Raw genomic sequence first — 22,421 nt, 5'->3', positions numbered from 1 at the left:
TGGTGGTCGTCCCTGCCCATGCGCCTTGCCGCCTAAGACAGTAGCAGACCTCTTTGCCACGGACGCGTCGGCAGCCAGTGAAGTGGCAGCAGCAGTCCGCAGCCTGAGCTCGGCGGCTCGCGGCAGAGCAGGCCTGTGCAAAGCACCTGCCCCACGATGGCCGAGTCGTTTCGCTCCAGGTGTGCAGGGTTCTTACGGCTGTGCCCGAGCCCCACGCCGTATGGCCTGCGGCGGCATGCCGAAGCCACGCAGAAAAGCCTCTCGCATATGACGGCGGTCACGAAAGCCCGTCTCCTGTGCAACCACCTCCAGCGGGTGTCGGCTGCCTTCAAGCATCAGCCTTGCGGCCTCGAGCCTCAGACCCTCAACCGCCTTGGCGGGGGATTGGCCGGTCTCGGCCGTGAACACCCGGCTGAACTGGCGTGGACTCAAATTGGCGGCCTCGGCCAGCACCTCCACGCTCAGTGACTGAGAGAGATTACGCCGGGCATGCTCCAACGCCTGCTGTATACGGTCCGACCTGGGTGTCAGCCTGAGCATCTCCGAGTGCTGCGACTGCCCGCCCGAGCGGCGCTGGTGCATGACCAGGCGATGCGCCACCGAGCGTGCGACCTTGGCACCCAGGTCCTGCTCCACCAGTGCCAGCGCCAGGTCAATCTCTGCCGTCATGCCTGCAGAGGTCCAGATCGGTCCGTCGGCGATGTAGATGCGATCGGCTTCAATCTCAGCCCTTGGGCAGCGCTGCTGCAAGACCTCGGCCCAATACCAGTGCGTGGTGGCGCGGCGCCCGTCGAGCAGACCGGCTTCGGCCAGCAGGAAGGCGCCCGTGCACAGGCCCGCCACACGCCGCGCGGATGCCGTCACCTTGCTCAGCAACCGGATCAGCTCGGGATCCGCAGCGACGTCCTGCGATGCGAGCTTGCCTGCAACCAGCCAGGTATCCGCCCTGCAGTGCGCCGAAAGTGGCTTTGCCTGCAACACAAGCCCTGTCGAAGCATGGGCCACACCGCCCTTCGCATAGGTCTCCACCGCATAGAAGGGCTGCTCCAACATCAGGTTGGCAAGTTCGAACACGGCCTGGGTGGCCAGCGCCATGACTTGAAACCCCTCGGGCAGCAGGTAGGCAATACGGTGCATCGGGATATCCTTTCATGTCCTTTTTTATGACTATATACGTCATTTACGACAAACGCCGCATATCGCACCATTCAAGCCATGGACAACAGCCATCAACCCTAAGGAGCTTCAACATGGCACAAACCCACCTGGGTACCGCACTCGTCACCGGGGCATCGTCCGGCATCGGTGCGTTATATGCAGAAAAGCTCGCGCAACGCGGCTATGACCTGATCCTGGTCGCGCGCAACCGCGAACGTCTGAATGCGCTGGCTAGCAGCATCAGCACACGCACCGGCCGCTCGGCAGCAGTCATGCCAGCGGACCTGAACGACCGAGCCGATCTGGCGCGCGTGGAGCAACAATTGCGCACGGACGCCAGCATCACCCTGCTGGTCAACAACGCCGGCATGGGCACACACACGCCATTGCTGCACAGCGACGTTGAGCAGATGAGCCGCATGATCGATCTGAACGTCACAGCACCTATGCGGCTGGCCTATGCAGTCGCTCCTGGCTTCGTGACTCGCGGCCACGGAGCGATCATCAACATCGCGTCCATCGTCGCCATCTCTCCCGAAACCCTGAATGGCGTTTACGGCGCCAGCAAGGCTTTCGTGCTGGCCTTCAGTCAGTCGCTTCAGCATGAGCTGGCTGACAAAGGGGTTCAGGTACAGGCCGTGCTGCCAGGAGCCACAGCAACGGACTTCTGGGCTGCTGGGGGGCTGCCGGTGGAGAACCTCGATGCACGCATCGTGATGAGCGCGCAAGACCTGGTCGATGCAGCCCTGCTGGGCTTTGCGCGTGGCGAGAAGGTCACTATCCCTTCACTGCATGCCGGCGAGAAATGGGATGCCTATGAAGCTGCGCGTCGCGCCATGACAGGCCAGCTGTCCAGCAATACCGTCGCCCAGCGCTATGCCACTGCGCACTGATTAGCAAAAGGAGCCCCTGCTATGAAAGCCGTTATCGCCGCTTATGCGCGCTCGCCGTTCCACTTCGCCCGCAAGGGCCGCCTGGCCGACGTGCGGCCCGACACGCTGGCAGCCCAGGTGGTCCAGGGCCTGCTGCAGCGCATCGACCTGGATCCCGCTCTATTGGAGGATGTGATTCTGGGCTGCGCCTATCCGGAGGCTGCCCAGGGCAACAATCTGGCACGCATAGTCGGCCTGCTGGCCGGCCTGCCCGAGACTGTGGGCGGCATGACTGTGAATCGCTTTTGTGGCTCATCGATGCAAGCGGTGCACATCGCCGCCGCGCAGATAGAGGCCGGCATGGGCGATGCCTTTGTCTGCGTGGGCGTGGAGTCGATGACGATGGTGCCGCAGGGCGGCTTCAACTTCTCGCCCAACCCCGGGTTGCTGGCAAGCAGCGATGCCTATATATCCATGGGCGAAACAGCGGAGAACGTGGCCCAGCGATGGAACGTGAGCCGAGCCGACCAGGAGCTACTGGCGCTGCAATCCCATCTGAAGGCCGCAGCGGCTCGCGACGAGGGGCGGCTGGCCGACGAAATCATCCCCATCCCCTTGCCAGGCGGAGAGCTGGTGGACAGCGATGGCTGCATACGCCCGGCCACCACGCTAGAAGCCCTGGAAGCGCTCAAGCCAGCCTTCCGACCTGATGGCATGGTCACTGCGGGCACCTCATCGCCGTTGACCGATGGCGCTGCGGCCGTGCTGGTCACCAGCGATGATTTTGCGCAACGCCATGATCTTCAGGCATTGGCACGCATCCGCAGCTTCGCGACCGTAGGGGTGGACCCCGCGATCATGGGCATAGGGCCGATCCCGGCCACGCGCAAGGCGCTGGCCCGTGCAGGTCTCACGGTGGCCGATCTGGACGTGATCGAGATCAACGAAGCCTTTTCATCGCAGGCGCTGGCCTGCATCCGCGACCTTGGCCTGGACATGTCCGTCGTGAATATGGATGGAGGTGGGCTGGCCATCGGCCATCCCCTCGGTGCAACGGGGGCGCGCATCACGGGCAAGGCAGCGGCCCTGCTTGCGCGGCAGCGAGGACGGTATGCCCTGGCTACCCAATGCATAGGCGGCGGACAAGGTATTGCTACGGTGCTGGAGAGACCGTGAAGTCAGATCAGCCAAGACCAGAAATCCAACTCCACTCAAGGAAGCCATGATGCTCCGCACCACCGAAACCCTGGACAGCCTGTTTGAACGCCAGCGTGGAACGCTGCCCGATACCTTTGGCGCGCGACCGCTGACCATTGACGAAGGCCGCATGACCATGGAGATGACCATTGCGCCATGGATGATGGCCCCCAACGGATTCCTGCATGCTGCCACGCAGGTGATGCTGGCCGACACCTGCGCCGGCTATGCGACCCTGGTGCATCTACCCGAGGGCGCCAAAGGATTCACCACACTGGAGTTGAAATCCAACTTCCTCGGTACCGCAAAGCAAGGCATCTTGCAGGTGGAGGCCGTGGCAGAGCATCTGGGACGGACAACACAGGTGTGGTCGGCTACCGTGTTCGATGACAAGGGGCGCAAGCTGTCGCTGTTCCGCTGCTCGCAGATCGTTCTTTGGTAGAGAGCCAGTTGCCATGCTAGGCACTGCATGGCATGGCCACGCATGTCCCTCCAGCGCCACTAGCTCCATGCCTTGAGCCCCGATGGCGGCAATGAGATCTTCTGGCGGACTTCCGGGCAGTCTGATTCTGCTCTCGCATCGGGAAGCGCTGTGGTGACAGTTCACAGCGTGCTCTCCTCTTCCGTGACCCGCTTGCCAAAGACCTGACTGTTCTTCGATCAGGGCCATAGCAAGCTGCCTGTTTGACCTAGGCTCTCAAGATCTGCAGCGCATTGTGTGCAGCTGCAACGCCCATCTTGACGTAGGCATCGGCCGTGATTCCGCCGATATGGGGACTGAGCACGATACGCGGCTCTTCGCAAAACAGATGCGGATGCGCCATGGGTTCTATCGCGAAGCTGTCCAGGCCTGCAGCCCCTACCCGACCGTTCCTCACTGCTTCCAGCAAGGCCGACTCATCAATCAAGCCACCTCTGGCTGTGTTCACAATGAGAACACCCGATTTGCATGCAGCCAGGCTGCTGGCGTTGAGCAGATGGGCATTCTCATTCGTCAGCGGGCAATGCAGAGAAATGACATCCGATTCACTCAGAATGCTGCTCCAGTCTGCCCGCTGTACAAAGGTCGGCAGGTTCTGGGCATAAGGATCGAAGCCCAACACCCTCATGCCCATGGCATTTGCCACTTTGGCAAAGCGCAGCCCGATGGCCCCCAAGCCCACGACGCCGACAGTACGCCCTTCAAGTTCTACATTCTTGTGCGTGGCCTTGTCCCAATGACCTGCGCGCATGCGTTGATCGAGCTGAATCACGGACTTGGCGCAGGCCAGCATCAGCGCCAGCGCCTGCTCCGCCACGGCCGCAGCATTGGCCCCCACTGCAGCGACGACCTGAATGCCGCGCTGGGCTGCAGCCTGCTTGTCTATGGTGTCCGTCCCGCTGCCATGCTTGGAAATCACCCTCAGGCTGGGTGCCGCGTCCATGGCCTGTGCACCCACCCTGCTGTAGCGCACGATGATTCCCACCGGGTCATGCTGTTTGCACAGGCGCACCACATCATCTTCGGTGGGCGTCTTTCCCGCATACACCATGTCGAAATCAGCCAGCAACGCCAGGGCCTGAGGCGCAAGGTCTGCGCCTGTCACCAAAAAGACCGGCCGCTTAATCACAGTGTTTCTCCTTCCCGGATCACGCCGGCAGAACGCAGCGCAGCATCCAGCCATACCGGTGCCAGCGCTATGCGGTTGCGAATGTCGGCAATGCGCTTGGTTTCCGCAGCCACCTTGCTGACGGCCAGCGGCAGCATCGCCGCTGCCTTGCTGCGCTCAATGACAGTCACGCCATCGGCATCACCCACCACCAGGTCACCCGGGTACACCGTCACGCCTCCAATGGAGATGGGATGATTCAGACGACCAGGCACAAACTTGGTTGGTCCATTCGGGTTCAGGCCGGCGGCGTACATGGGAAAGCCCAGTTCTCGGATGGCTTCGCTATCACGTACTGCGCCGTCAATCACCACGGCGGCAATGCCAAGGGCCATGCATTGCTGCGACATGATCTCCCCCATCAGGGCGCTAGAGAGATCGCCCTTGCCATCCACCACAATGACATCCCCTGGCTGCGCCACTGCCATGGCAGCATGAATCATCAGGTTGTCGCCCGGGCGCACCTCGACGGTGATGGCCGTCCCCGCAAAACGCATGCCGGGAGCCAGCGGCGCAATCCGACCATGCAGTCCCCCACGGCGGCCAGCCACATCGGCCAGGATTGACGAAGGAAACTGGGCTGCCTGTGCAACCACTTGTGCATCCACACGCTCTATATTGCGAACCACATCAGGCAATGCAGCGGCTTGACTCATAAGAATCTCCAGGGGCCGGTGCATTCCGGCCGGTTCAGGGGTGAGAAGGAAAGAGGAAACCGAATCGGTCGGTCAGTCGATGCGCGCACCGGACTGCTTGACCACCTGGCCCCAGCGCACGATGTCTTCTTTGATCAGGGAGGAAAACTGCTCGGGGCTGCCTCCGACAGGGATGGCGCCTTGATCGCTGAGCTTCTTGCGCAGGTCCGACTGACTCAGGGCCTTGTTGAATTCGCCGTTGAGCTTGGCGATCACCTCCCTGGGTGTGCCGGCAGGCGCAAGCAATCCAAACCATGTCACGGCATCAAAGCCTTTGTAACCCGACTCGTTGATGCTTGGCACTTCGGGCAGGTCATCCAACCGCTTCGCAGACGTCACGGCCAGAGAACGCATCTTGCCTTGCCGGATCTGGCCAATCAGCGTGGGGACGGATCCCAGGTACAGATCCACATTTCCGCTGACTACATCGGTCAATGCCTGAGCCGCGCCTTTGTAGGGCACGTGCTGCATCTTGATACCAGCGGCCGACTGCAGCAGCTCGCCGGTGAGATGCGCCACCGTGCCATTGCCGGGAGATGCAAAATTGAGGTGTCTGGGTTTGGCCTTGGCCGCCTTCACCACATCGGCGAGTGTCTTGTAGGGTGCACTGGTGCCTGTGACCAGGACAAAGGGCGCATTCGCAACCTGCACGATCGGCGTGAGGTCCTTGAGCGCGTCATAGGGCATCTTGGCGTACAAGGCGGGGCTGATTGCCAGGTTGCTGGACTGTCCCAGCACCAGGGTGTAGCCATCAGCAGGGGCCTTGACCACCATGTCCACGCCCATGTTGCCTGCGGCACCGGGCTTGTTCTCCACCACAAAGACCCAGCCCGTGGCGCCGGTCACCTTTTGCGTGACCTCCCGCGCAATGATGTCTGTCCCTCCCCCTGCAGGGAAGGGAACGACAACTCGGATGGGACGATTGGGATAAGTTTGAGCGTACGAGGTCGCTGCAGCAGCGAGAGCACAGAAAGCGACCAAAGTACGGCGGTTCAGCAACATGTTTGTCTCCGATGGATTGCCGGCCACAGCGCCGGCTTTTTTGTGATGTGCTTGAGTATTGATGCTTCAAAAGATACAGTCCAATCGATAATTTTTCCAAATACATCAATCTTGCTTTTGCTATGGACCTGCGTGATCTTCGCTACTTCGAAACCATTGCGGAGCTCGAACATATCGGGCAGGCCACAGAACGTCTGCACCGCACCCAGCCGGCTTTGACGAGCTGCATCCGCCGGCTGGAAGCAGAGTGCGGCGCCCCCTTGTTCGAAAAATCAGGTCGCGGCATCCGCTTGACGGCTGCCGGCCAGGTTTTGCTCAAATGGGCTCAGCGCCTGCGCTTTGACACCGAGGATGCCAAGCGAGAAATCGCAGACATGGCACTCGGCCTGCGCGGCCATATTCGCGTGGGCATCGTGCCTACCGCCGCGCAATTTCTGTTGCCGCAAGCTGCACGCCAGCTCATGGCCCAGGCTCCGGAAGTCACCTTGCGAACCGTGGTGGGACTGGTCGACACGCTGCGCCCGCAACTGCAGGCGGGGATGATTGACTTGCTGGTGGGCACCGAAGGCCCGGATGAGCCTGGCTACATTTCACAGGTGCTGACCTCGGACACCATCGTCGTGGCCGCCAGTGCAGAGCATGAAATACACCGCATGCAAGCAAACTTGCGCGATCTGATGGCATATCGCTGGGTGCTGCAACCTCCTGGCGCTCCTACCAGAGACTGGCTTGATCATGCGTTTGACCGCAAGCGCCTGCCTCGCCCTCGTGTGCAGGTGGAAAGCACCATGCTTTTGATGCTGCCCACATTGATCGCCGAGACCAAGCTGCTCAGCTTCATCTCACGCCATCACCTGGAGAGTTCGCCTGCAGCATCACGCCTGCGCGAAGTGCCCATCAAGGAAACCACCATGACCCGGCGACTGGTTGTCACATACCGCGAGCAAAGCTATGTCGCCCCCGCAGCCAGATTGCTGATAGATCTGCTGTCCAGCGCTGCAGTCAGCGATTAGGACTGGTCAACTCACCCAAGCATTCGGCATTGGCGGTCTGGATGAACATGGAACATCCGGAGCGCAAGAATCAGCTTCATTGCCGGAGCAATAGCCAGCAAAGCCGCTTGCATCTGCCCCTATGGCTGGACGTCACAGTTCCGCACTCCAGCGACAACTCGCCCGACCAACTGGACGACAGGGCATGCCCAGCCTGAAGAAACGGACTCGAGTGTCTGATATTCAATGACGGCCCGCCAATGGCTGCTTCAGCTGTGACCTTGCCCCTAATCCCGGCGCCAGCCCAGGCCTCCGGAAGTGTCATCCCCGCCGGACCATAGCGCCGTGGTGCCCGGCCCCTGATATGCCCCACGCCCCCATTCATAGCGCACATCACTGCTCCCCATGGTCTGCTGGGCATTGGATCCTGCATCGCGCCCCGGCATCATGGAACAAGCTGCCAGCATGCTGGCAACCGCCGCCACCAAAAATAGCGCTTTCATGGCAACTCCTTGAAAAATTGGAGCCTTTCAGGCTATTCCTGCTGGGCAGGCCGTTTGTAAATTCTTGTTGAACAACCGCTTTGCCTACCTAATGCGTACACCAACCCGCAAATCGCGCGCTTTGCTTTTGGAAGCCCTGAATCCATGGGACATGGGCGCTCACCATCTGCCGGGAGCTGCTCTGCTCTATCACCCCTGCCAAGAAGCCATCTTTCCCAACACGGAGACTGCATGGCGCATGCCTGAGCACAAGGGGATATGACAGATGGCTGGACGAAAGAGCCATGCAGTTCCTGCACAAGAATGCCGACACAGTTCCACGTTTACATTTCTGTCAACCAACTGACATCATCAGGCGTTAAAAAGAAACAAATCAGCTTCTATCCACCTCTTCAAGGAGTAGCCATGACCTACCTGTACGCCGCCTATCCAGAACTCAAAGCGACGAATCAAGAGATCATGACGCCGATGCCTGATCCGCGTTCCCCGGAGGAAGTTCTGAGCATGCTTTCCCAGAACCCACCCGAAGGTGAATACAGCGTCGACGCCTTCTAAGCAGTCCCCCTCAACAAGTACAGGCCACCTTCCCGGTGGCTTTTTTGTTTCTGAAGCTTCCATCTCCAAGAACATGTGCAGGAGCCGATCGGAGGTCGTTCTGGCGCCACATCGGCCTGCAACAAGAAGCAGCTATTTCACTGATGAAGCAGGTCCACCGATCGGGGAAGAAACCATCACCAATGCAATTCCGCCCAGAATGGCGGCACCGGCCAGTGTCAACCGCAGGGTCCAAGGCTCTCCGAGCAAGGAAACAGCACCTATGGCTGCCAGCAACGGAACGCTGAGCTGTACGGATGCCGCAGCTCCCGCCTTCAGATGAGGCAGTGCGGCATACCACGCGACGTATCCCAGCCCCGAGGTCAGCATCCCTGAGCACAGCGCATAAGCCAGTCCCGCATAGCTCAATGAGGCTCGGTCCTGCATCAGCAGGGGCAGCAGCAAGGCAAAAGGTACGGTCCGAAGAAAATTGCCTGCCGTCACGCCAATCGGGTCAGTGGCCCCCTTGCCGCGCAAGGAGTACAGACCCCAGGAGACCCCAGCGAAAATCATGGGCAAAGCCGCGCCCAGGGGCGGTGCCGATAATCCGGGTCGCAGCAGCACCACCAAGCCGCCAAAGGCCAGCATCAGACCGCCCCACTGCCGTGGTGCAAGTTTCTCGCCGCGGCAAAGGCCGACACCCACCATCGTTGCCTGTACCGCCCCGAACAGCAGCAGAGCGCCAGCCGCAGCCGAAAGACTCCCATAGGCGAATGAGAAAGCTGCGGCATAAGCGAACAAAAAACCAGCCGACCACCAGTTGCCTACGCCAACGCAGGAGGCTCGCCTCAAGCCCACCACCAACGCCAATATTGCTGCGCCTGAAGCCAGGCGCACCGCCGTAAAGCTTGCCGCATCAATAGAGTGGGATTGCAGCGCCAGCCGACACAAAAGTGAATTGGCCGCAAAGGCAGCCATCGCCAAACAGGTCAACGCAGCGGTACGAAACAAGGGCATCTCGAACCCGACAAAGAGACTGGTCGCAGTATTTTCCCACTCCGCCCGTCCATGACCAAGCATGCTTTTTTTGTTCAGAGGCCCTTCTGAATCCGAAGCTCGCCCCCCTCTGCGGCCACATTGACAACCATCTGTACCCAGGGTCCAGATGACGCAGATCGACAATAGGCATTGCGATAGCTTGTGAAGTCACATATCAAGCTGTATGAATGGCGACTGTCGCCTGTCGCTTTGTATTTGGAGAGCAGGCAATGCTGCTGCGTTTCGATCTTTGGTCGAGAAGGCTCTGGTCAGATGTTCGCGAACAACGACTTCCTCCTGGTTCTGACGCCATCACTGGCAATACTGGCTCTCGCAGCCATATTGATCATCGCCTGGCTCGCTCAAAGATCTCAGCGCTTTCTGCTCTGGCAAGCTTGCGCCTATTCGCTTACCGCCCTGCCTCTCGGTGTGCAAAGCCTGCTGCCCCTGGAGGAACTCAATCACTACGCCTTGCACATCGGCAGCTTCTACCTGCTGAGTGCCTGGTGTCTTGCCAAGAGCTGGTCGGAGAGATGGCGCGTATCGACCCAGCCCTATGCGGTATCGGTGATAGCCATCGCCACCTTGGCAGCGCTGTATCAGTTCAGCCGGGTCGAGCCCAACGTCTGGGCTCGGGTGAGCTCCTTCAGCATAGGCTCCGGTCTTGTTTTACTGCTGCCCATACTGCAGGTGCGCTCAAGGAAGAATTCGTTTGACTGGCTCGATCGATCGCTGCTCTGGCTGAGCATCATCTTCACTGCCTACACCTTCACTCGGCCCGCCCTGATCTGGCTGCTTGGATACTCGGATCTGCGCTCCCTGCCAAGATCGCCCTATTGGATTCTGACGCTGGTGAGCATTCTCAATTTCTCGCTGCTCTTCACCGTGGTGATGACCGCCATTGCAGTGAAGGAAACCGTGGACAAGCTGCGCAGGGAACGTGACTTTGATGCATTGACCCAGGTACTGAATCGCCGCTCTTTTCAGGAGCATGCCCAAAAGCGGCTGGATGATCCGAGGCTCTACCCCATGGCCGTGCTAGCCTGCGATATAGACCACTTCAAACGCATCAACGATGCTTGGGGCCACGAACGTGGCGACAAAGTGCTGCAGCTTGTCTCAGCGACCTTGCAAAACAATGTGCGGGAGCAGGACCTGGTCGCCCGATTCGGCGGCGAAGAGTTTGTGATGCTGTTGACCGACATAACACCGTGCGATGCAGAGCTCATTGCCCAGCGCATACAGCGTGACCTCGGGGCCAAGAATCCGGTTCTTCCATCGGGCCCCAAACTGACCATGAGCTTTGGCATTTCTTCGATCACTCAGTCATTCCAGCTTGAGCAAGCGCTGAAAGAAGCTGATCAACTGCTCTATCAAGCCAAAAATGCGGGGCGCGATCGAGTTCATGTATCGGGAGTTGTCTACCCGGATAGTTCCGACAAAACCCTTCAGCAGCGAAACAGACCTGCAGCTTAGGACTTCCGGATTCATATTCCCTAGACATCCGCCAAGAAACGGTTTCGTCGACATGTAGGAACAACTCCAGCCCAACGGTCGCGCTAGAGCAGCACTACAGCGCGCCAGAGCAGGTACCTGCTGGCACAATGCGCGTGCGGCATGACCCGGAAGCGATCAAGTCCAAACTGCGCAAGACGCGAGAGCCCTCGTGCAGACGAGCTTGCGGGTCCGGACCAGAATCATTGATTGCCCAGCCAGGCCACACTGTTGAGAAAAAGTCGCACCAACTCTGTCTGACGACGAACCCCAGTCTTGGAAAAAATGGAACGCAGATGGGCTCGCGCGGTATTGGGTTTGATGCCCAGAGCCTCCGCAGCCTCTTCCAAAGACATGCCGTTGCTCAAATGCGTGGCCACTGCGGTTTCGGCAGGAGTCAGATGGAAGAGCTGCTGCGTGAGCTTGACGGGCGGCTCCGCCTTGCCCGTCGTATCGCGCAGAAAAACCGCTACGCTGGGACGCTGCTTGCCTTCAGTCCATTCATCGGCAGAGATGCTCTGCACCACCACGCCCCAATTCAGCTGACCGGACTGGCGGGTGATGGACATACCCTCCGTCATCGAAGCCCGCTCCAGCCTGGGCGAAAACAAGGCATCGCGGATCAGACGCTGCAGCTTGCGATTGTCATTCGCATAGACCGCTTCGAGCGCTCCGTTGTTGACCCGTATGCCATCGCCCAGATTCAGAATGGTTGTCGCCGCTGGATTGGCCTCTATCATTTTCCCGGCCTGATCGAGAATGACCACCCCCATCATCAGCTGCGCGGTGGCGCGCCCATATAGCGATATGACCTGCCGGTCACGGTGCAGATTCAGCTGCATGTTCAGCACCCGCTTGAGGTGAGGCACCAGCATGCGCACCAGGTCCAGCTGCCGTGATTCGAATGCACCGGCGCTCGCAGGCCGCGTGATACGCCAGCCATAGGAGCAGCCGTTATCGGTCATGACGTCCACGGCCAGAATGTGCTCAATGTCCACCCCCTTGCACCAGTCGGTGTAGTAGCGGCAGGAATGCCATTCGGACTCCGTCATCACATCCCGCAAGGTGAGCACCTGGTCCTTGGCAATGCCGAGAAACGGACTCCACTGCGCATAGGGGTCGTAGGGAATGACCTCCGAACGGCCTCCAGTTGCCGAGATTACCCAGCCCACATTTTCACCATGGGGGTCGCGCACCACGAGCGAGGCGTAGTTGCCATTGGCGCAAGAACGCAGCAGTTCCAGAAAAACCTTCCAGTGCTGCGGATCCATGGCGGACTCATACAGCGCTGCAATCAGCAGACTCATGGCTTCGGTGCTGATAAGCGGAGTTTCATCCAGCGAGCCAGCTGCACCGGACTCGACATGCCTCGGAGCAGAAAAGCCGACAGAAAAACCATTTACGGCCTCGAGAGCGGCCGAGCTGTAGTTGTAGAAGTCAAAACTTGCGTATTCGCTTTTGGGCATTGGCTATCTCAAAAAGTCCGGCCCATCAGCACTGCACAGTTGCTCAACTCTGCACGCATTGTTCATTGTTGTAGGTGCCCGGCAGTCGGCCCAAGAAATGCCTTGATCTTGCCGAGCCCGCACAGACTGCGCATCGTCAAATCAGACGATGGAAAACCTAGCGCAAACGCATGCCCAGTGTCTATTGCAGACCTGCAATATGAATACCGCTGCCATCTTCGTCCGGCGAGTACGGCTGTGCGCCGGATGCCTGCTCGGATGCGCTTTGCTCCAGGCGCTTTCTGAATTGCTCCGCTGGCAAGGCCGGCGAACACAGATAGCCTTGAAAGTAGTCGCCCTGGAGCTGCTCTATGGCCTGGCACTGCTCCTGCGTTTCCACACCTTCGGCCACCAGCTCCACGCCCAGGGCCTGCCCCATGCTGATGATGGCGCCCACGATGGCCTTGTCCCCCGCGTCGTGAGGCAGGCCGCGCACAAAGCTCTGGTCGATCTTGATCTTGGAGATCGGCAGTTTTTTCAAATAGGCCAGGCTCGAATAGCCGGTGCCGAAGTCATCGATCACAAGGCCCACGCCCAGCTCTGCAATCTGATGCACGCGCAAGGCCATTTCCTGTGCTTCCTGCAGCAGGATGCTCTCGGTCAATTCCAGCTCCAGCCACTGTGCCGGCAAGCCGCTGGCTTCCAGCACACGCTTGAGGCGATCCACAAAGTCCGGCTGCCTGAACTCCAGTGCCGAGACATTGACCGACACCTTGACGGGCTTGCCCATGGCAAGCCAGCGTGCGGCCTCCTGTACCGACTGCTCCAGCACCCAGGCATCAAGTGCAACCACATAGCCGGACTCTTCGGCCAGCGGAATGAAAGCCGCCGGAGAGATCACGCCCAGCTCTGGATCCGTCCAGCGCAGCAAAGCCTCCGCTGCCACAATGCGACCCGAGCGGATATGAACCTGGGGCTGGAAGTGCACGGCCATATGCCCCTTGTCCAGAGCCTGCCGCATGGCGTGCTCCAGCTTCATGCGCGAGAGCAGGCCTGCACTCATCTGCGGCTGGTAGAAGCTGAAATTGCCGCGTCCGCGCTCCTTGACGCGATACATGGCTATATCGGCCTGACGAATCAGCTCGTCAAGCGTCAACCCATCTGCAGGAAACTGCGCCGCGCCAATGCTGCATTGCACGGAAAAACCCAGGCCGTCGAGCATGAAGGGCTGACGCATCTCTTCCAGAATGCGGGCGGCCACGGCCGAAGCGCCCTCTCCGGTGCAGTCATGCAGATAGAGCACGAACTCGTCCCCACCCTGACGACACAGCACGTCGGCAGGACGCAGCAATCCGCCCAGCCGCTGAGCAACCAGCTTGAGCACCCGATCGCCAAAGTCATGGCCCAGAGAGTCGTTGATGATCTTGAAGCGGTCCAGATCCAGAAACAGAATGCTGAAAGGCTGCTGCGTAAAGCGCGCAGCAGTGATGGCGGCCTGCACATGGCGGCTCAAGCTCAGGCGGTTGGGCAGTCCGGTGAGGGCATCGCTATAGGCAAGCTGCTCGATCTGCTTTTGGGCACTGCGCTGCATGGTCATGTCGCGCATGAAGCCAATGCTCTGCACCAGACGACCATAGCCGTCGCGCAATGCCACCCAGGACAGCCAGACCGCGCAACGCTGACCGTCGCTCTGCTTGAGCCAAAGATTGCCCTCCCAGAAACTGCCCACATCCCAGCGCGCGGATGCCAGCTCCAGCAGATCGGAAACAGGGCCGCCTTCGGACTCGAACAGTGCCCAGGCGGCAAGACCCAGCACCGACCTTCCATGCAGCAGCTGCACGCCCGCCGGGTTGATCTGCACAATGACCCCCGCGGCATCGGCTATGAAGATGCCGTCCAGGCTGGACTCGAACACGCGCGCCGCGAGACGCAGCTCGGTCGCTGAACTGGATTCCGCCGTGATATCCCGGTAGGAATAGATCCGCCCTATCGCCACACCGCGACTGAGCTGAGGCACGGAACGACGCTCCAGCACCCGGCCGCTTAGCAGTTGCAGCACCTCCGAGGTCTCGGGTGCCGACAGATCCTGCGCCTCCTGCAACAGCGTGAACTGGCTCTCGCTGCTGATGGTCTGCGCTTCAAGATGGGCGAAGATGGCCTCGTCGTCACGTTGCACGAGCAGGGATTCGGGCAGTTGCCAAAGCTCTGCGAAACGATGGTTGAAGGCGCGAATGCCGCCGCGCAGATCGCAGACCAGCATGCCGTCTGCGGTGGACTCCAGCGTCGCCCGCAACTCCGCAAGCAGCATGTCCAGCTCGCTTTCATGTCGCAACTGCTCGCTGCGGTCGAGCATGGTGAGCAACAACCAGCGCGGGTTCTGGGCGATGGAGCCAACCCCCATCTCCACGGCCGTCAACGATCCATCCGCCTTACAGATCTCCGTGAGAAATTTCGCGCCGCCCACCCAATTGGAAGCGTCCTGCCAGAACGCCTTCTGCACCAGGGAAGCGCAAAGCACATCGACATACTGCTCCCGTGCCTGCTCAGGGGTGTAACCCGTGAGCTGCGTGCTGGCCGCATTGGCATGAAGCACGCGCAGGCTCTGCGCATCCAGCAGCCAGACGGCCTCCTGCAAGCCATCGAGCATGGCGGCGAGCAGAGGGTCGATCAGAAAACTCTGCGGCATGGTCACGCGAGATCTTTCTCGACAGCAGGTGCTGCAGAACTGTCAAAAAAATAGCAAAGACGTCTTTGTGGCTGTAGAGCTTCCAGCGCATTGCGCGATAGCTGATTACGCGTCAAACCGCGCCGAATCCCCAAACCCACATATTCAAGCAAATCGACGAACCGCAACTTCTGCGCCGTCTGCGTGTCATAAGTCAGCACCTGCGGCTTGAGAGACTGGCTGGTATTGACGGACACCACCACCCCCATGCGCCCGTCGCTGAGCTCCACCAAGGACCCCGGCGGATAGACACCCAGAGTCTGCACGAATGCCTTGAGCACTTCCGGTGCATAACGCTGGCGATACTGCCCGTACAGTGCGGCCATGGCTTCGTGGGGCGTCATTTCGTTGCCTTGCAGTGGCAGATTGCACAAACGCTCGAAATTGTTGGCCAGCGCCAGTATCTGTCCGGCAATATCCATATCGGTCGCCAGCAGGCCAAGCGGAAAGCCCGATCCATCGGCCCACTCATGGTGCTGGGCGATGGCTGTCGTGACCGAGGGAGGATAGCCCATGGACAGGGCCAACGCCACCGACTCTCCGACATGCCGTGCATAGGCGGTCTCTCGCAGCGGCATGCGATCCGTGCCTTGATTCAGTGCATTGGCAGATGCGGAAATCTCCAGCCCCGGCTTGCCGATGTCATGCAGCAACGCTGCCGTGCCCAGATCCTGCAGCACATCGTTGCGCAAGCCCAGCGTCTTGCCCAGCAACAGGCTCAGCACGGAAACGTTCACTCCATGAACACCGAATGTGGCACCGCCCGTATCCGCGAGCAGATGCAGGCTCAGATCTCGAGCCTGCGCCAGTTTCACGACTTGCTGCGCAACCAGCCTATCGGTCGTGGCGCGCGCGCCCTCGGGGTTGGCAGGCAAAAGAGCCTGAACATCGTCAAACACGGAAACAGCCCCCAGAAACCGGGACTGCACGCCCAGAATGCTGTCTCGCCAGGCATGCGCATCGCTGTCCGGATGGCTCGCAGCAGGTCGAGGAGGCGCGACGGAAGGCGTGACAGCCTCCTCCAGATCGCTTCTGGAGAGATCAACCTGTACGGCCTTGAGCTTCAGGGTCCTGAGCGTCTGCAACTGCTCGTCATTGACAATCTTGAAGCTGCTGACGGGAAACGGGTGGCGCAACCAGCCAGTCTCCAGATGGACATACATGCCAATCCGCAGTTGTCCGATATCAATAGCAACGAAACGATTCACTTTGAGCGCTACACACAAGATGAGACATTATTCCGCAGTTCCATGACTGCTCAACCATGACTAGGGTCTGTTGGGATGCAAACTGCACCAACATTCCCCTCCTGTGTGACTTATCGGCACCAAAGGCTGGGTTTGTAGACCAGATCCATCCACAAAGCCCAACTCGCAACACCAGTCAGCATCAAACCCGCAATTCTGGTGCCCCAGCGCGCCCGCAATGCATTGAGATGCGACTGCCCCAGCTGCCACAGCCAGGGGCCCGCCAGCAACCACACTGCGCCGCCAATGGCAAAGGCAGCCATTGACAGAGCACCTTGCCAGACTCCGCCACTCAACGCGGCCACCAGCACTGCCGAATAAAGCAAGCCGCAAGGCATCAGGGCCCAGGCAAAGCCTGCGGCCAGACTCCCTCCAGGGGCGACGACCCAGGGCTGGACCCTGGTCCAGACAGAGCGCCCCGCTTGCTCCAGCCACACCGGTTGCCGCGCCTGCACCAGCATGGCCAGACCCCAGGCCATGACCGCGACATGCATCAGCGTCCACAGCTTCTGCAAGGCCGTTGTCTGGCTGGTCAGCCAGGCCAGGCTCTCCATGGCCACAGCCGCCACTCCGCCCAGCAGGGCATAGCCGGCAATGCGTCCCAGATGAAACAAACTGGTGCGCAGCCATTGGCGTTTTTGCAGGCCGTGCAAGGCGATGACCTGACCGTCGCTGGCAGGCCTTGCGCCCGTCACGACGCTGCAGGGCGCAGCGCACATCACAAGACAATGGGGCCCACCCACGAGCCCCATGATCAAAGCAGTCCAGACCAGCGAAAACAACATGCGCTAGATGATGCGCGAAAAGCGCGTGCGGTTTCGGTCGGCCTGCAAATATCGATCAAACAGCATGGCTACTCCGCGTACAAAAAACCAGCCCAGGCCCGTGACCTTGAAGCCCTCGTCGGATAGCTGCACCAGGCCATTGCGCTGCATTTCCCCCAGTGCAGCCAACTCCCGGGCAAAGTACTCGCGGAAATTGATCAGCCAGGCCTGCTCCATCGGCTCGTACAGGACGGAGCCCTGACACATGATGGCCATGATGATGGCTCTGCGCACCAGATCGTCACGCGAGAGCGCCAATCCGCGCTGCACGGGCAGCATGCCGCCATCAATGGCGTCGTAATACTCTTCCAGGGTCTTGACGTTCTGGCTGTAGGTGGCGCCCACCTTGCCGATGGCCGATACGCCCAGTGCAATCAGGTCGCAGTCGGGCTGGGTGCTGTAGCCCTGGAAGTTGCGATGCAGGCGCCCCTGACGCTTGGCGATGGCCAGAGAGTCATCGGGCAGCGCAAAGTGATCCATGCCCACATAGACATAGCCGCCATTCATGAAGGCATCAATTGCGCCGGAGAGCATGTTCAGCTTCTCCTGTCCCATGGGCAAGTCAGCCGATGCAATACGCCTTTGCGGCTTGAAGCGCTCGGGCAGATGCGCATAGGCATACAGAGCAATGCGGTCGGGACGCAACTCATTGACCTGGGCCAGCGTTCGCGCAAAAGACTCGGATGTCTGCTTGGGCAGGCCGTAAATCAGGTCCACATTGATGGAGACAAAGCCCAGACGGCGGGCCTCGGCCACCAGCTCAAAGACTTGCTCGGCTGGCTGCTCCCGGTGCACCGCTTTCTGCACCGCTGGGTCAAAATCCTGCACGCCAAAGCTCAGGCGATTGAAGCCCATGTCCTTGAGTGTCTTCAACCTCTCGTTGCTCACGGTACGCGGATCGACCTCAATGGAATACTCGCCGGCTAGATCGAGCTTGAAATGCTCACGCATCAGAAGCATCAACTGCTGCAATTCGGCATCGCTGAAGAAGGTCGGCGTGCCGCCTCCCAGATGCAACTGGCTTACCAGCTGGCCTTTGCCGCAATGCTCGGTATGCATGGCCAGTTCACGGCCCAGATAATCCAGATATTCGGCAGCCTTCTCATGATGCTTGGTCACGATCTTGTTGCAGGCGCAGTAATAGCAAAGCGACTCGCAAAATGGCACATGCACATAAACGGACAAAGGCAAGGCACGTGAGCTCGAATGCGTCTTGCGCTGTTTCAATGCCAGGATATAGTCGTCTGCACCAAAAGCCTCAACAAAACGGTCGGCTGTTGGAAATGATGTGTAGCGCGGGCCGGGAATATCAAAGCGGCTCAGCAACTCGGGCGTGACTGCGGTCATAACTGAAAGTTAGGGTGCGCCCACACTCCACATTGAGCAGATTTCAAAGAAAATCAGATCCTGGAAATCATGCCCATAATGGGCAGAAGCACATGTTTTTGAATGAATGCAAACAATGTGCCCCAAGGCAATCCAACTGTCCTTGATGAATATCAAGAGAGCGCAAGGCAAGTACTGCGACAATTTGATCCAACTCATCACTAACTACGAGGTCAATGACCGGCGCGACTCTCCATTCCAAGTCTGTCTGTGCCGTTGCTGAAAAGCCCATGAATCTTCAGACCATCAAAGCATCCTGCTCCAACTGCAATCTGCGTGAACTGTGCATGCCCATGGGCCTGGACGATGAACAAATGGAGCGTATTGACGAAATTGTGGCCACGCGCCGCAAGGTCAAACGGGGCGGGCTGCTGTTTCGCAACGGCGAGGAGTTCACCTCGCTGTACGCCATTCGCACCGGCTTCTTCAAGACCAGCGTGGCCACCGAAGACGGTCGCGACCAGGTCACTGGCTTTCAGATGGCCGGCGAGATCATCGGTCTGGACGGTATCGTCAACGACCACCACACCTGCGATGCCGTGGCGCTGGAAGATGCCGAAGTCTGCATCATGCCTTTCGACAAGCTCGAGCAGCTCTCGCGCGAAGTCACGGCACTGCAAAATCATGTGCACAAGGTCATGAGCCGCGAAATCGTGCGCGAGCATGGCGTGATGCTGCTGCTGGGCAGCATGCGCGCCGAAGAGCGTCTGGCGGCCTTTGTGCTGAACCTGGTGCAGCGTCTGTCGGCACGCGGCTTTTCGAAGTCGGAGCTGGTGCTGCGCATGACGCGTGAAGAAATCGGCAGCTATCTGGGCCTCAAGCTGGAGACCGTGAGTCGCACCTTCTCCAAGTTCGCCGAGGAAGGCATCATCGAAGTCCGACAGCGCCATCTGCGCATTCTGGATACCGAGGCGCTCAGGCGCATCGTCAACAGCCAGCAATGCCAGGACTGACTTCGACAGCAGCCCTCAAGACGAAGCCCGCAGACAGCGGGCTTTTTTGATGACGGCGAACACCTGCCTGGAGTTTCCACCGCCAAGGCCGCCGGCACAGCGAGCGGCCAGCCCCTCCATCCGAAGCCGCCACCTGTTCGAAACTGCGGTCCTGTGTGCAGCGCCTTACTCGACCAGAGGCTCCGAGACTATGCCCTGGTTCATATCGCTGGCCGAACGCCCCAGCATGACGGTCATGAGTCCGCTGAACACGGTGACCGCCCAGAAGGCAAAAAAGGCCAGGGTGTAAATGCCATTGCGCGACCATTCCAGAGGCGAGCCCAGCCAGTGCATGTCCAGCGGGTCCACAAAGGCAAACACCACCATTTCCATGATTGCCGCGGCCAGAAAAGCCGGCCAGACAATCCACATCCAGCGTCGAGCATCCATCGCGATTCTCCTTGGCCTGTGGGTTTGAACCTATTTTGCACAATTGCCATGACCTTCCCAGCCATACCAAGGGCATGCACTCAGATGGGAAACCCTGGACCGCTATTATTTAAAGAGCTTCCAGCGCTTTATGTGTATCGATTTTGGGTCTATATCTATCTGAAATAGCCTGTGACAAAGCGCTATGCGCTCCTGTTATTGAACTCCACCCGCCCATCCCTTGCCGGCTTCCGAGAACTGCAGGGGCCCTCCCGACTCTTCGGTCGACCAAGACATAGAACGCCGTCACGGCCCACCGGCTACAGAAAAGCCTGCAACCAGGGCCGCAAAAAAAGGCCGCGGAAGCGGCCTTGGGATGCGTTGAAATCTCGGTCAGCGATCCAGCGGATGGTCCTTGGCCGGCGTCGCGGCATGGTTGCGCCCCGTCACTGCTGGCGCCAGGCTTTTTTCGCTCTCGGTGAGGCGCTGGTTGATCTCAATGCCGTGACGATAGTAGTCGGGGTCGATCACTGGATCCGGCTTGCTCATGGCGATATAGGCGGTCACGATGCCCGCGACCACCACCACGGCGGGACCGGCGATGACGAGCCAGACATGGGCAAACTTCCACCAGGGCTTGCCGTCCTCGGGGTGGATGATCTTGGCCTTTTGCAGGGCCTTGGCTTGTGCTGCCGACATGGTTAAACCTCTTTTCAGAAATCTGGCTGCCCAATTGCAAACCTGCAATCGGGCAGCATCAATTGTTGCTGATTCGCGATGCCCTTGCGTGGCTGTCGCGATGCATGCCGCAGGCCTAGCGCGGCACCAGGAACACGGATTTTTCGGAGATGCGTCCGGCCCCAGCCGTCAGCGCATCCACATTGAAATGCACGGGGTGCGAGCCGGAGGCAGCCGAGCCATAGGGGATCTGCAGGCGCACCGCAATGCCGCGCGTCTCGGCCGGACCTACCGAGACTTCCTGCTCGGATACTACTTCCAGCTGATCCAGCCCCGTGGCGCTGATGCGATAGCGCTGCTCTGACTCGGTCGCATTCATGATCTGCAGGCGATAGACGTTTTCGAGCTTGCCGCCAGCCACGATGCGCGACAGCGCGGCGCGGTCGCGAATCACGTCGACCTTGAGCGGCTCGCGCAGTACCAGGCTGGCGATCATGGCTGCGCTCAGCGCCAGCAGCACGGTCGAGTAGATCAGCACGCGCGGGCGGAAGATGCGCCGTATCACCTGCGCCTGCTTCCAGAGCTTGGCCACGGCGTTCTGCGTGGTCAGGCGGATCAGGCCGCGCGGGTACTCCATCTTGTCCATCACAGAGTTGCAGGCATCGATGCACAGACCGCAGCCAATGCACTCGTACTGCAACCCCTTGCGGATGTCGATGCCCACGGGGCAGACCTGAACGCAAAGCTTGCAGTCTATGCAGTCACCCAGACCCTGCGCCTTGTAGTCCACGTCTTTTTTGCGCGGCCCGCGCGCTTCACCACGCTGGACGTCGTAGCTGACGATCATGGTGTCCTTGTCGAACATGGCGCTCTGGAAGCGTGCATAGGGGCACATGTACTTGCAGACCTGCTCACGCATATAGCCGGCATTGCCGTATGTGGCAAAGCCGTAGAACAGCACCCAGAAAATCTGCCAGCTGCCCTGGAAGGCCATCAGCTCCACACCCAGTTCACGGATGGGCACGAAGTAGCCGACAAAGGTGAACCCGGTCCACAGCGACAGAACAATCCAGAGGAACTGCTTGAGCGACTTCTTCCAGATTTTCTCGAAGGTCCAGCCATGCTTGTCGATGCGCATGCGGGCGCTGCGGTCTCCCTCGACCTTGCTCTCGATCCACATGAAGATCTCGGTATAGACCGTCTGCGGGCAGGAAAAGCCGCACCACAGACGCCCGGCCACCGCGGTAAACAGAAACAGCCCCAGCGCGCTGATGATGAGCAGCCCGGTCAGGTAGATGAAGTCCTGCGGGTAGAGCACCAGCCCGAACAGATAGAAGCGCCGCGCCCCGAGGTCGAACAGCACCATCTGGCGCTCACCCCACTGCAGCCACGGCAGGCCGTAGAAGACGATCTGGGTCAGGAACACCATGATCCAGCGCCAGCGAGAGAAGACGCCGCTGATGGCGCGCGAGTACACCTTCTGTTCGGAGGCGAACATGGGCATATATTCCTGGCCGCCGTCCACAGGCTCAGCCGTGATCGGTATGACTTTGCGAGGTTTCTCCGGATCGCAGGGCATCGCAGTTCCTTAATATTTTTGTAATTACTGAAAACTCAAACG

21 protein-coding genes are annotated in these 22,421 nt (G+C 59.7%); 7 read left to right on the top strand and 14 right to left on the bottom strand.

Translation table 11 applies throughout. From position 1 onward, the window contains the following. Positions 1-192 precede the first annotated feature (192 nt). Positions 193-1,137, bottom strand: coding sequence for a GlxA family transcriptional regulator (locus DJFAAGMI_RS03380; RefSeq protein WP_211455928.1), 945 nt, complete (start codon positions 1,135-1,137; stop codon positions 193-195). 113 nt (positions 1,138-1,250) lie between these two features. Here DJFAAGMI_RS03380 and DJFAAGMI_RS03375 point away from each other — a divergent pair, with 113 nt between their 5' ends. The 3 genes from DJFAAGMI_RS03375 to DJFAAGMI_RS03365 are packed head-to-tail and all read left to right on the top strand — an operon-like array spanning position 1,251 to position 3,669. Next, the gene (locus DJFAAGMI_RS03375) at positions 1,251-2,051 is read left to right on the top strand and encodes an SDR family NAD(P)-dependent oxidoreductase (protein ID WP_211455927.1); all 801 of its coding nucleotides are present in this window, start codon (positions 1,251-1,253) and stop codon (positions 2,049-2,051) included. A 21-nt stretch (positions 2,052-2,072) separates the two neighbouring features. Then, on the top strand, positions 2,073-3,206 hold the full coding sequence (locus tag DJFAAGMI_RS03370) for a thiolase family protein (RefSeq protein ID WP_211455926.1): 1,134 nt from the start codon (positions 2,073-2,075) through the stop codon (positions 3,204-3,206). Positions 3,207-3,252: 46 nt separating this feature from the next. Beyond that, complete coding sequence (locus DJFAAGMI_RS03365; protein ID WP_211455925.1) at positions 3,253-3,669, top strand: PaaI family thioesterase; 417 nt, start codon at positions 3,253-3,255, stop codon at positions 3,667-3,669. 247 nt (positions 3,670-3,916) lie between these two features. Here DJFAAGMI_RS03365 and DJFAAGMI_RS03360 read toward each other — a convergent pair whose 3' ends face one another. The 3 genes from DJFAAGMI_RS03360 to DJFAAGMI_RS03350 all read right to left on the bottom strand — a co-directional run bounded on the left by DJFAAGMI_RS03360 (position 3,917) and on the right by DJFAAGMI_RS03350 (position 6,573). Further along, positions 3,917-4,891 carry an NAD(P)-dependent oxidoreductase gene (locus DJFAAGMI_RS03360; RefSeq protein WP_283245723.1) on the bottom strand — a complete coding sequence of 325 codons (975 nt, stop codon included), beginning with the start codon at positions 4,889-4,891 and terminating at the stop codon, positions 3,917-3,919. Beyond that, complete coding sequence (locus DJFAAGMI_RS03355; RefSeq protein ID WP_211455924.1) at positions 4,834-5,532, bottom strand: RraA family protein; 699 nt, start codon at positions 5,530-5,532, stop codon at positions 4,834-4,836. Before DJFAAGMI_RS03355 ends, DJFAAGMI_RS03360 begins: the two co-directional genes overlap by 58 nt. A 72-nt stretch (positions 5,533-5,604) precedes the next feature. Next, a complete protein-coding gene (locus DJFAAGMI_RS03350) occupies positions 5,605-6,573 on the bottom strand; it encodes a Bug family tripartite tricarboxylate transporter substrate binding protein (protein ID WP_211455923.1) in 969 nt (322 codons plus the stop codon). 122 nt (positions 6,574-6,695) lie between these two features. Between DJFAAGMI_RS03350 and DJFAAGMI_RS03345 the strand changes: the two genes are divergently transcribed. Next, entirely contained in the window at positions 6,696-7,586 is an 891-nt protein-coding gene (locus DJFAAGMI_RS03345; protein ID WP_211455922.1) for a LysR family transcriptional regulator, read from the top strand. Between the two features lie 266 nt (positions 7,587-7,852). Here the strand turns inward: DJFAAGMI_RS03345 and DJFAAGMI_RS03340 are convergent, their stop codons facing one another. After that, positions 7,853-8,068 carry a hypothetical protein gene (locus DJFAAGMI_RS03340; RefSeq protein ID WP_211455921.1) on the bottom strand — a complete coding sequence of 72 codons (216 nt, stop codon included), beginning with the start codon at positions 8,066-8,068 and terminating at the stop codon, positions 7,853-7,855. 405 nt (positions 8,069-8,473) lie between these two features. Here DJFAAGMI_RS03340 and DJFAAGMI_RS03335 point away from each other — a divergent pair, with 405 nt between their 5' ends. Then, complete coding sequence (locus DJFAAGMI_RS03335) at positions 8,474-8,623, top strand: hypothetical protein (protein WP_003056286.1); 150 nt, start codon at positions 8,474-8,476, stop codon at positions 8,621-8,623. Between the two features lie 132 nt (positions 8,624-8,755). Here DJFAAGMI_RS03335 and DJFAAGMI_RS03330 read toward each other — a convergent pair whose 3' ends face one another. Then, positions 8,756-9,619: a DMT family transporter gene (locus tag DJFAAGMI_RS03330; RefSeq protein ID WP_211456714.1), complete on the bottom strand. Its 864-nt coding sequence runs from the start codon at positions 9,617-9,619 to the stop codon at positions 8,756-8,758. A 294-nt stretch (positions 9,620-9,913) separates the two neighbouring features. On the opposite strand from DJFAAGMI_RS03330, the gene DJFAAGMI_RS03325 reads away from it, so the two are divergent. Beyond that, positions 9,914-11,116: a GGDEF domain-containing protein gene (locus DJFAAGMI_RS03325; RefSeq protein WP_211455920.1), complete on the top strand. Its 1,203-nt coding sequence runs from the start codon at positions 9,914-9,916 to the stop codon at positions 11,114-11,116. Positions 11,117-11,337: 221 nt separating this feature from the next. Here the strand turns inward: DJFAAGMI_RS03325 and DJFAAGMI_RS03320 are convergent, their stop codons facing one another. The 5 genes from DJFAAGMI_RS03320 to hemN form a co-directional block, all read right to left on the bottom strand. Next, entirely contained in the window at positions 11,338-12,600 is a 1,263-nt protein-coding gene (locus DJFAAGMI_RS03320) for a helix-turn-helix transcriptional regulator (RefSeq protein WP_211455919.1), read from the bottom strand. A 181-nt stretch (positions 12,601-12,781) separates the two neighbouring features. Beyond that, complete coding sequence (locus DJFAAGMI_RS03315) at positions 12,782-15,265, bottom strand: sensor domain-containing protein (RefSeq protein WP_249333746.1); 2,484 nt, start codon at positions 15,263-15,265, stop codon at positions 12,782-12,784. Positions 15,266-15,267: 2 nt separating this feature from the next. Beyond that, positions 15,268-16,512: an HD-GYP domain-containing protein gene (locus DJFAAGMI_RS03310; RefSeq protein ID WP_349305211.1), complete on the bottom strand. Its 1,245-nt coding sequence runs from the start codon at positions 16,510-16,512 to the stop codon at positions 15,268-15,270. 110 nt (positions 16,513-16,622) lie between these two features. Next, positions 16,623-17,336 carry a sulfite exporter TauE/SafE family protein gene (locus DJFAAGMI_RS03305; RefSeq protein WP_211455916.1) on the bottom strand — a complete coding sequence of 238 codons (714 nt, stop codon included), beginning with the start codon at positions 17,334-17,336 and terminating at the stop codon, positions 16,623-16,625. 3 nt (positions 17,337-17,339) lie between these two features. Next, positions 17,340-18,722: an oxygen-independent coproporphyrinogen III oxidase gene (gene hemN, locus DJFAAGMI_RS03300; protein ID WP_211455915.1), complete on the bottom strand. Its 1,383-nt coding sequence runs from the start codon at positions 18,720-18,722 to the stop codon at positions 17,340-17,342. Positions 18,723-18,991: 269 nt separating this feature from the next. Between hemN and fnr the strand changes: the two genes are divergently transcribed. Then, on the top strand, positions 18,992-19,714 hold the full coding sequence (gene fnr, locus DJFAAGMI_RS03295; protein WP_029158640.1) for a fumarate/nitrate reduction transcriptional regulator Fnr: 723 nt from the start codon (positions 18,992-18,994) through the stop codon (positions 19,712-19,714). A gap of 165 nt (positions 19,715-19,879) precedes the next feature. On the opposite strand, the gene DJFAAGMI_RS03290 is transcribed toward fnr, so the two are convergent. The 3 genes from DJFAAGMI_RS03290 to ccoG all read right to left on the bottom strand — a co-directional run bounded on the left by DJFAAGMI_RS03290 (position 19,880) and on the right by ccoG (position 22,379). After that, the gene (locus DJFAAGMI_RS03290; protein WP_211455914.1) at positions 19,880-20,143 is read right to left on the bottom strand and encodes a hypothetical protein; all 264 of its coding nucleotides are present in this window, start codon (positions 20,141-20,143) and stop codon (positions 19,880-19,882) included. A gap of 372 nt (positions 20,144-20,515) precedes the next feature. Then, complete coding sequence (locus DJFAAGMI_RS03285; RefSeq protein WP_043004508.1) at positions 20,516-20,821, bottom strand: FixH family protein; 306 nt, start codon at positions 20,819-20,821, stop codon at positions 20,516-20,518. Between the two features lie 115 nt (positions 20,822-20,936). Continuing rightward, on the bottom strand, positions 20,937-22,379 hold the full coding sequence (gene ccoG / locus DJFAAGMI_RS03280) for a cytochrome c oxidase accessory protein CcoG (protein ID WP_211455913.1): 1,443 nt from the start codon (positions 22,377-22,379) through the stop codon (positions 20,937-20,939). Positions 22,380-22,421: the final 42 nt, after the last annotated feature.

This window comes from Comamonas brasiliensis (assembly GCF_018292285.1).
Classification (GTDB): Bacteria; Pseudomonadota; Gammaproteobacteria; order Burkholderiales; family Burkholderiaceae_C; genus Comamonas; species Comamonas brasiliensis.
Note: the sequence above shows the minus strand (reverse complement) of the source record. Positions and strands in the feature narration are given on the sequence as shown.

Excerpts from the sequence above, each read along its gene's own strand:
- DJFAAGMI_RS03380 (WP_211455928.1), bottom strand. The coding sequence starts at position 1,137 with ATGCACCGTATTGCCTACCTGCTGCCCGAGGGGTTTCAAGTCATGGCG.
- DJFAAGMI_RS03375 (WP_211455927.1), top strand. The coding sequence starts at position 1,251 with ATGGCACAAACCCACCTGGGTACCGCACTCGTCACCGGGGCATCGTCC.
- DJFAAGMI_RS03370 (WP_211455926.1), top strand. The coding sequence starts at position 2,073 with ATGAAAGCCGTTATCGCCGCTTATGCGCGCTCGCCGTTCCACTTCGCC.
- DJFAAGMI_RS03365 (WP_211455925.1), top strand. The coding sequence starts at position 3,253 with ATGATGCTCCGCACCACCGAAACCCTGGACAGCCTGTTTGAACGCCAG.
- DJFAAGMI_RS03360 (WP_283245723.1), bottom strand. The coding sequence starts at position 4,891 with ATGGCTGGATGCTGCGCTGCGTTCTGCCGGCGTGATCCGGGAAGGAGA.
- DJFAAGMI_RS03355 (WP_211455924.1), bottom strand. The coding sequence starts at position 5,532 with ATGAGTCAAGCCGCTGCATTGCCTGATGTGGTTCGCAATATAGAGCGT.
- DJFAAGMI_RS03350 (WP_211455923.1), bottom strand. The coding sequence starts at position 6,573 with ATGTTGCTGAACCGCCGTACTTTGGTCGCTTTCTGTGCTCTCGCTGCT.
- DJFAAGMI_RS03345 (WP_211455922.1), top strand. The coding sequence starts at position 6,696 with ATGGACCTGCGTGATCTTCGCTACTTCGAAACCATTGCGGAGCTCGAA.
- DJFAAGMI_RS03340 (WP_211455921.1), bottom strand. The coding sequence starts at position 8,068 with ATGAAAGCGCTATTTTTGGTGGCGGCGGTTGCCAGCATGCTGGCAGCT.
- DJFAAGMI_RS03335 (WP_003056286.1), top strand. The coding sequence starts at position 8,474 with ATGACCTACCTGTACGCCGCCTATCCAGAACTCAAAGCGACGAATCAA.
- DJFAAGMI_RS03330 (WP_211456714.1), bottom strand. The coding sequence starts at position 9,619 with ATGCCCTTGTTTCGTACCGCTGCGTTGACCTGTTTGGCGATGGCTGCC.
- DJFAAGMI_RS03325 (WP_211455920.1), top strand. The coding sequence starts at position 9,914 with ATGTTCGCGAACAACGACTTCCTCCTGGTTCTGACGCCATCACTGGCA.
- DJFAAGMI_RS03320 (WP_211455919.1), bottom strand. The coding sequence starts at position 12,600 with ATGCCCAAAAGCGAATACGCAAGTTTTGACTTCTACAACTACAGCTCG.
- DJFAAGMI_RS03315 (WP_249333746.1), bottom strand. The coding sequence starts at position 15,265 with ATGCCGCAGAGTTTTCTGATCGACCCTCTGCTCGCCGCCATGCTCGAT.
- DJFAAGMI_RS03305 (WP_211455916.1), bottom strand. The coding sequence starts at position 17,336 with ATGTTGTTTTCGCTGGTCTGGACTGCTTTGATCATGGGGCTCGTGGGT.
- hemN (WP_211455915.1), bottom strand. The coding sequence starts at position 18,722 with ATGACCGCAGTCACGCCCGAGTTGCTGAGCCGCTTTGATATTCCCGGC.
- fnr (WP_029158640.1), top strand. The coding sequence starts at position 18,992 with ATGAATCTTCAGACCATCAAAGCATCCTGCTCCAACTGCAATCTGCGT.
- DJFAAGMI_RS03290 (WP_211455914.1), bottom strand. The coding sequence starts at position 20,143 with ATGGATGCTCGACGCTGGATGTGGATTGTCTGGCCGGCTTTTCTGGCC.
- DJFAAGMI_RS03285 (WP_043004508.1), bottom strand. The coding sequence starts at position 20,821 with ATGTCGGCAGCACAAGCCAAGGCCCTGCAAAAGGCCAAGATCATCCAC.
- ccoG (WP_211455913.1), bottom strand. The coding sequence starts at position 22,379 with ATGCCCTGCGATCCGGAGAAACCTCGCAAAGTCATACCGATCACGGCT.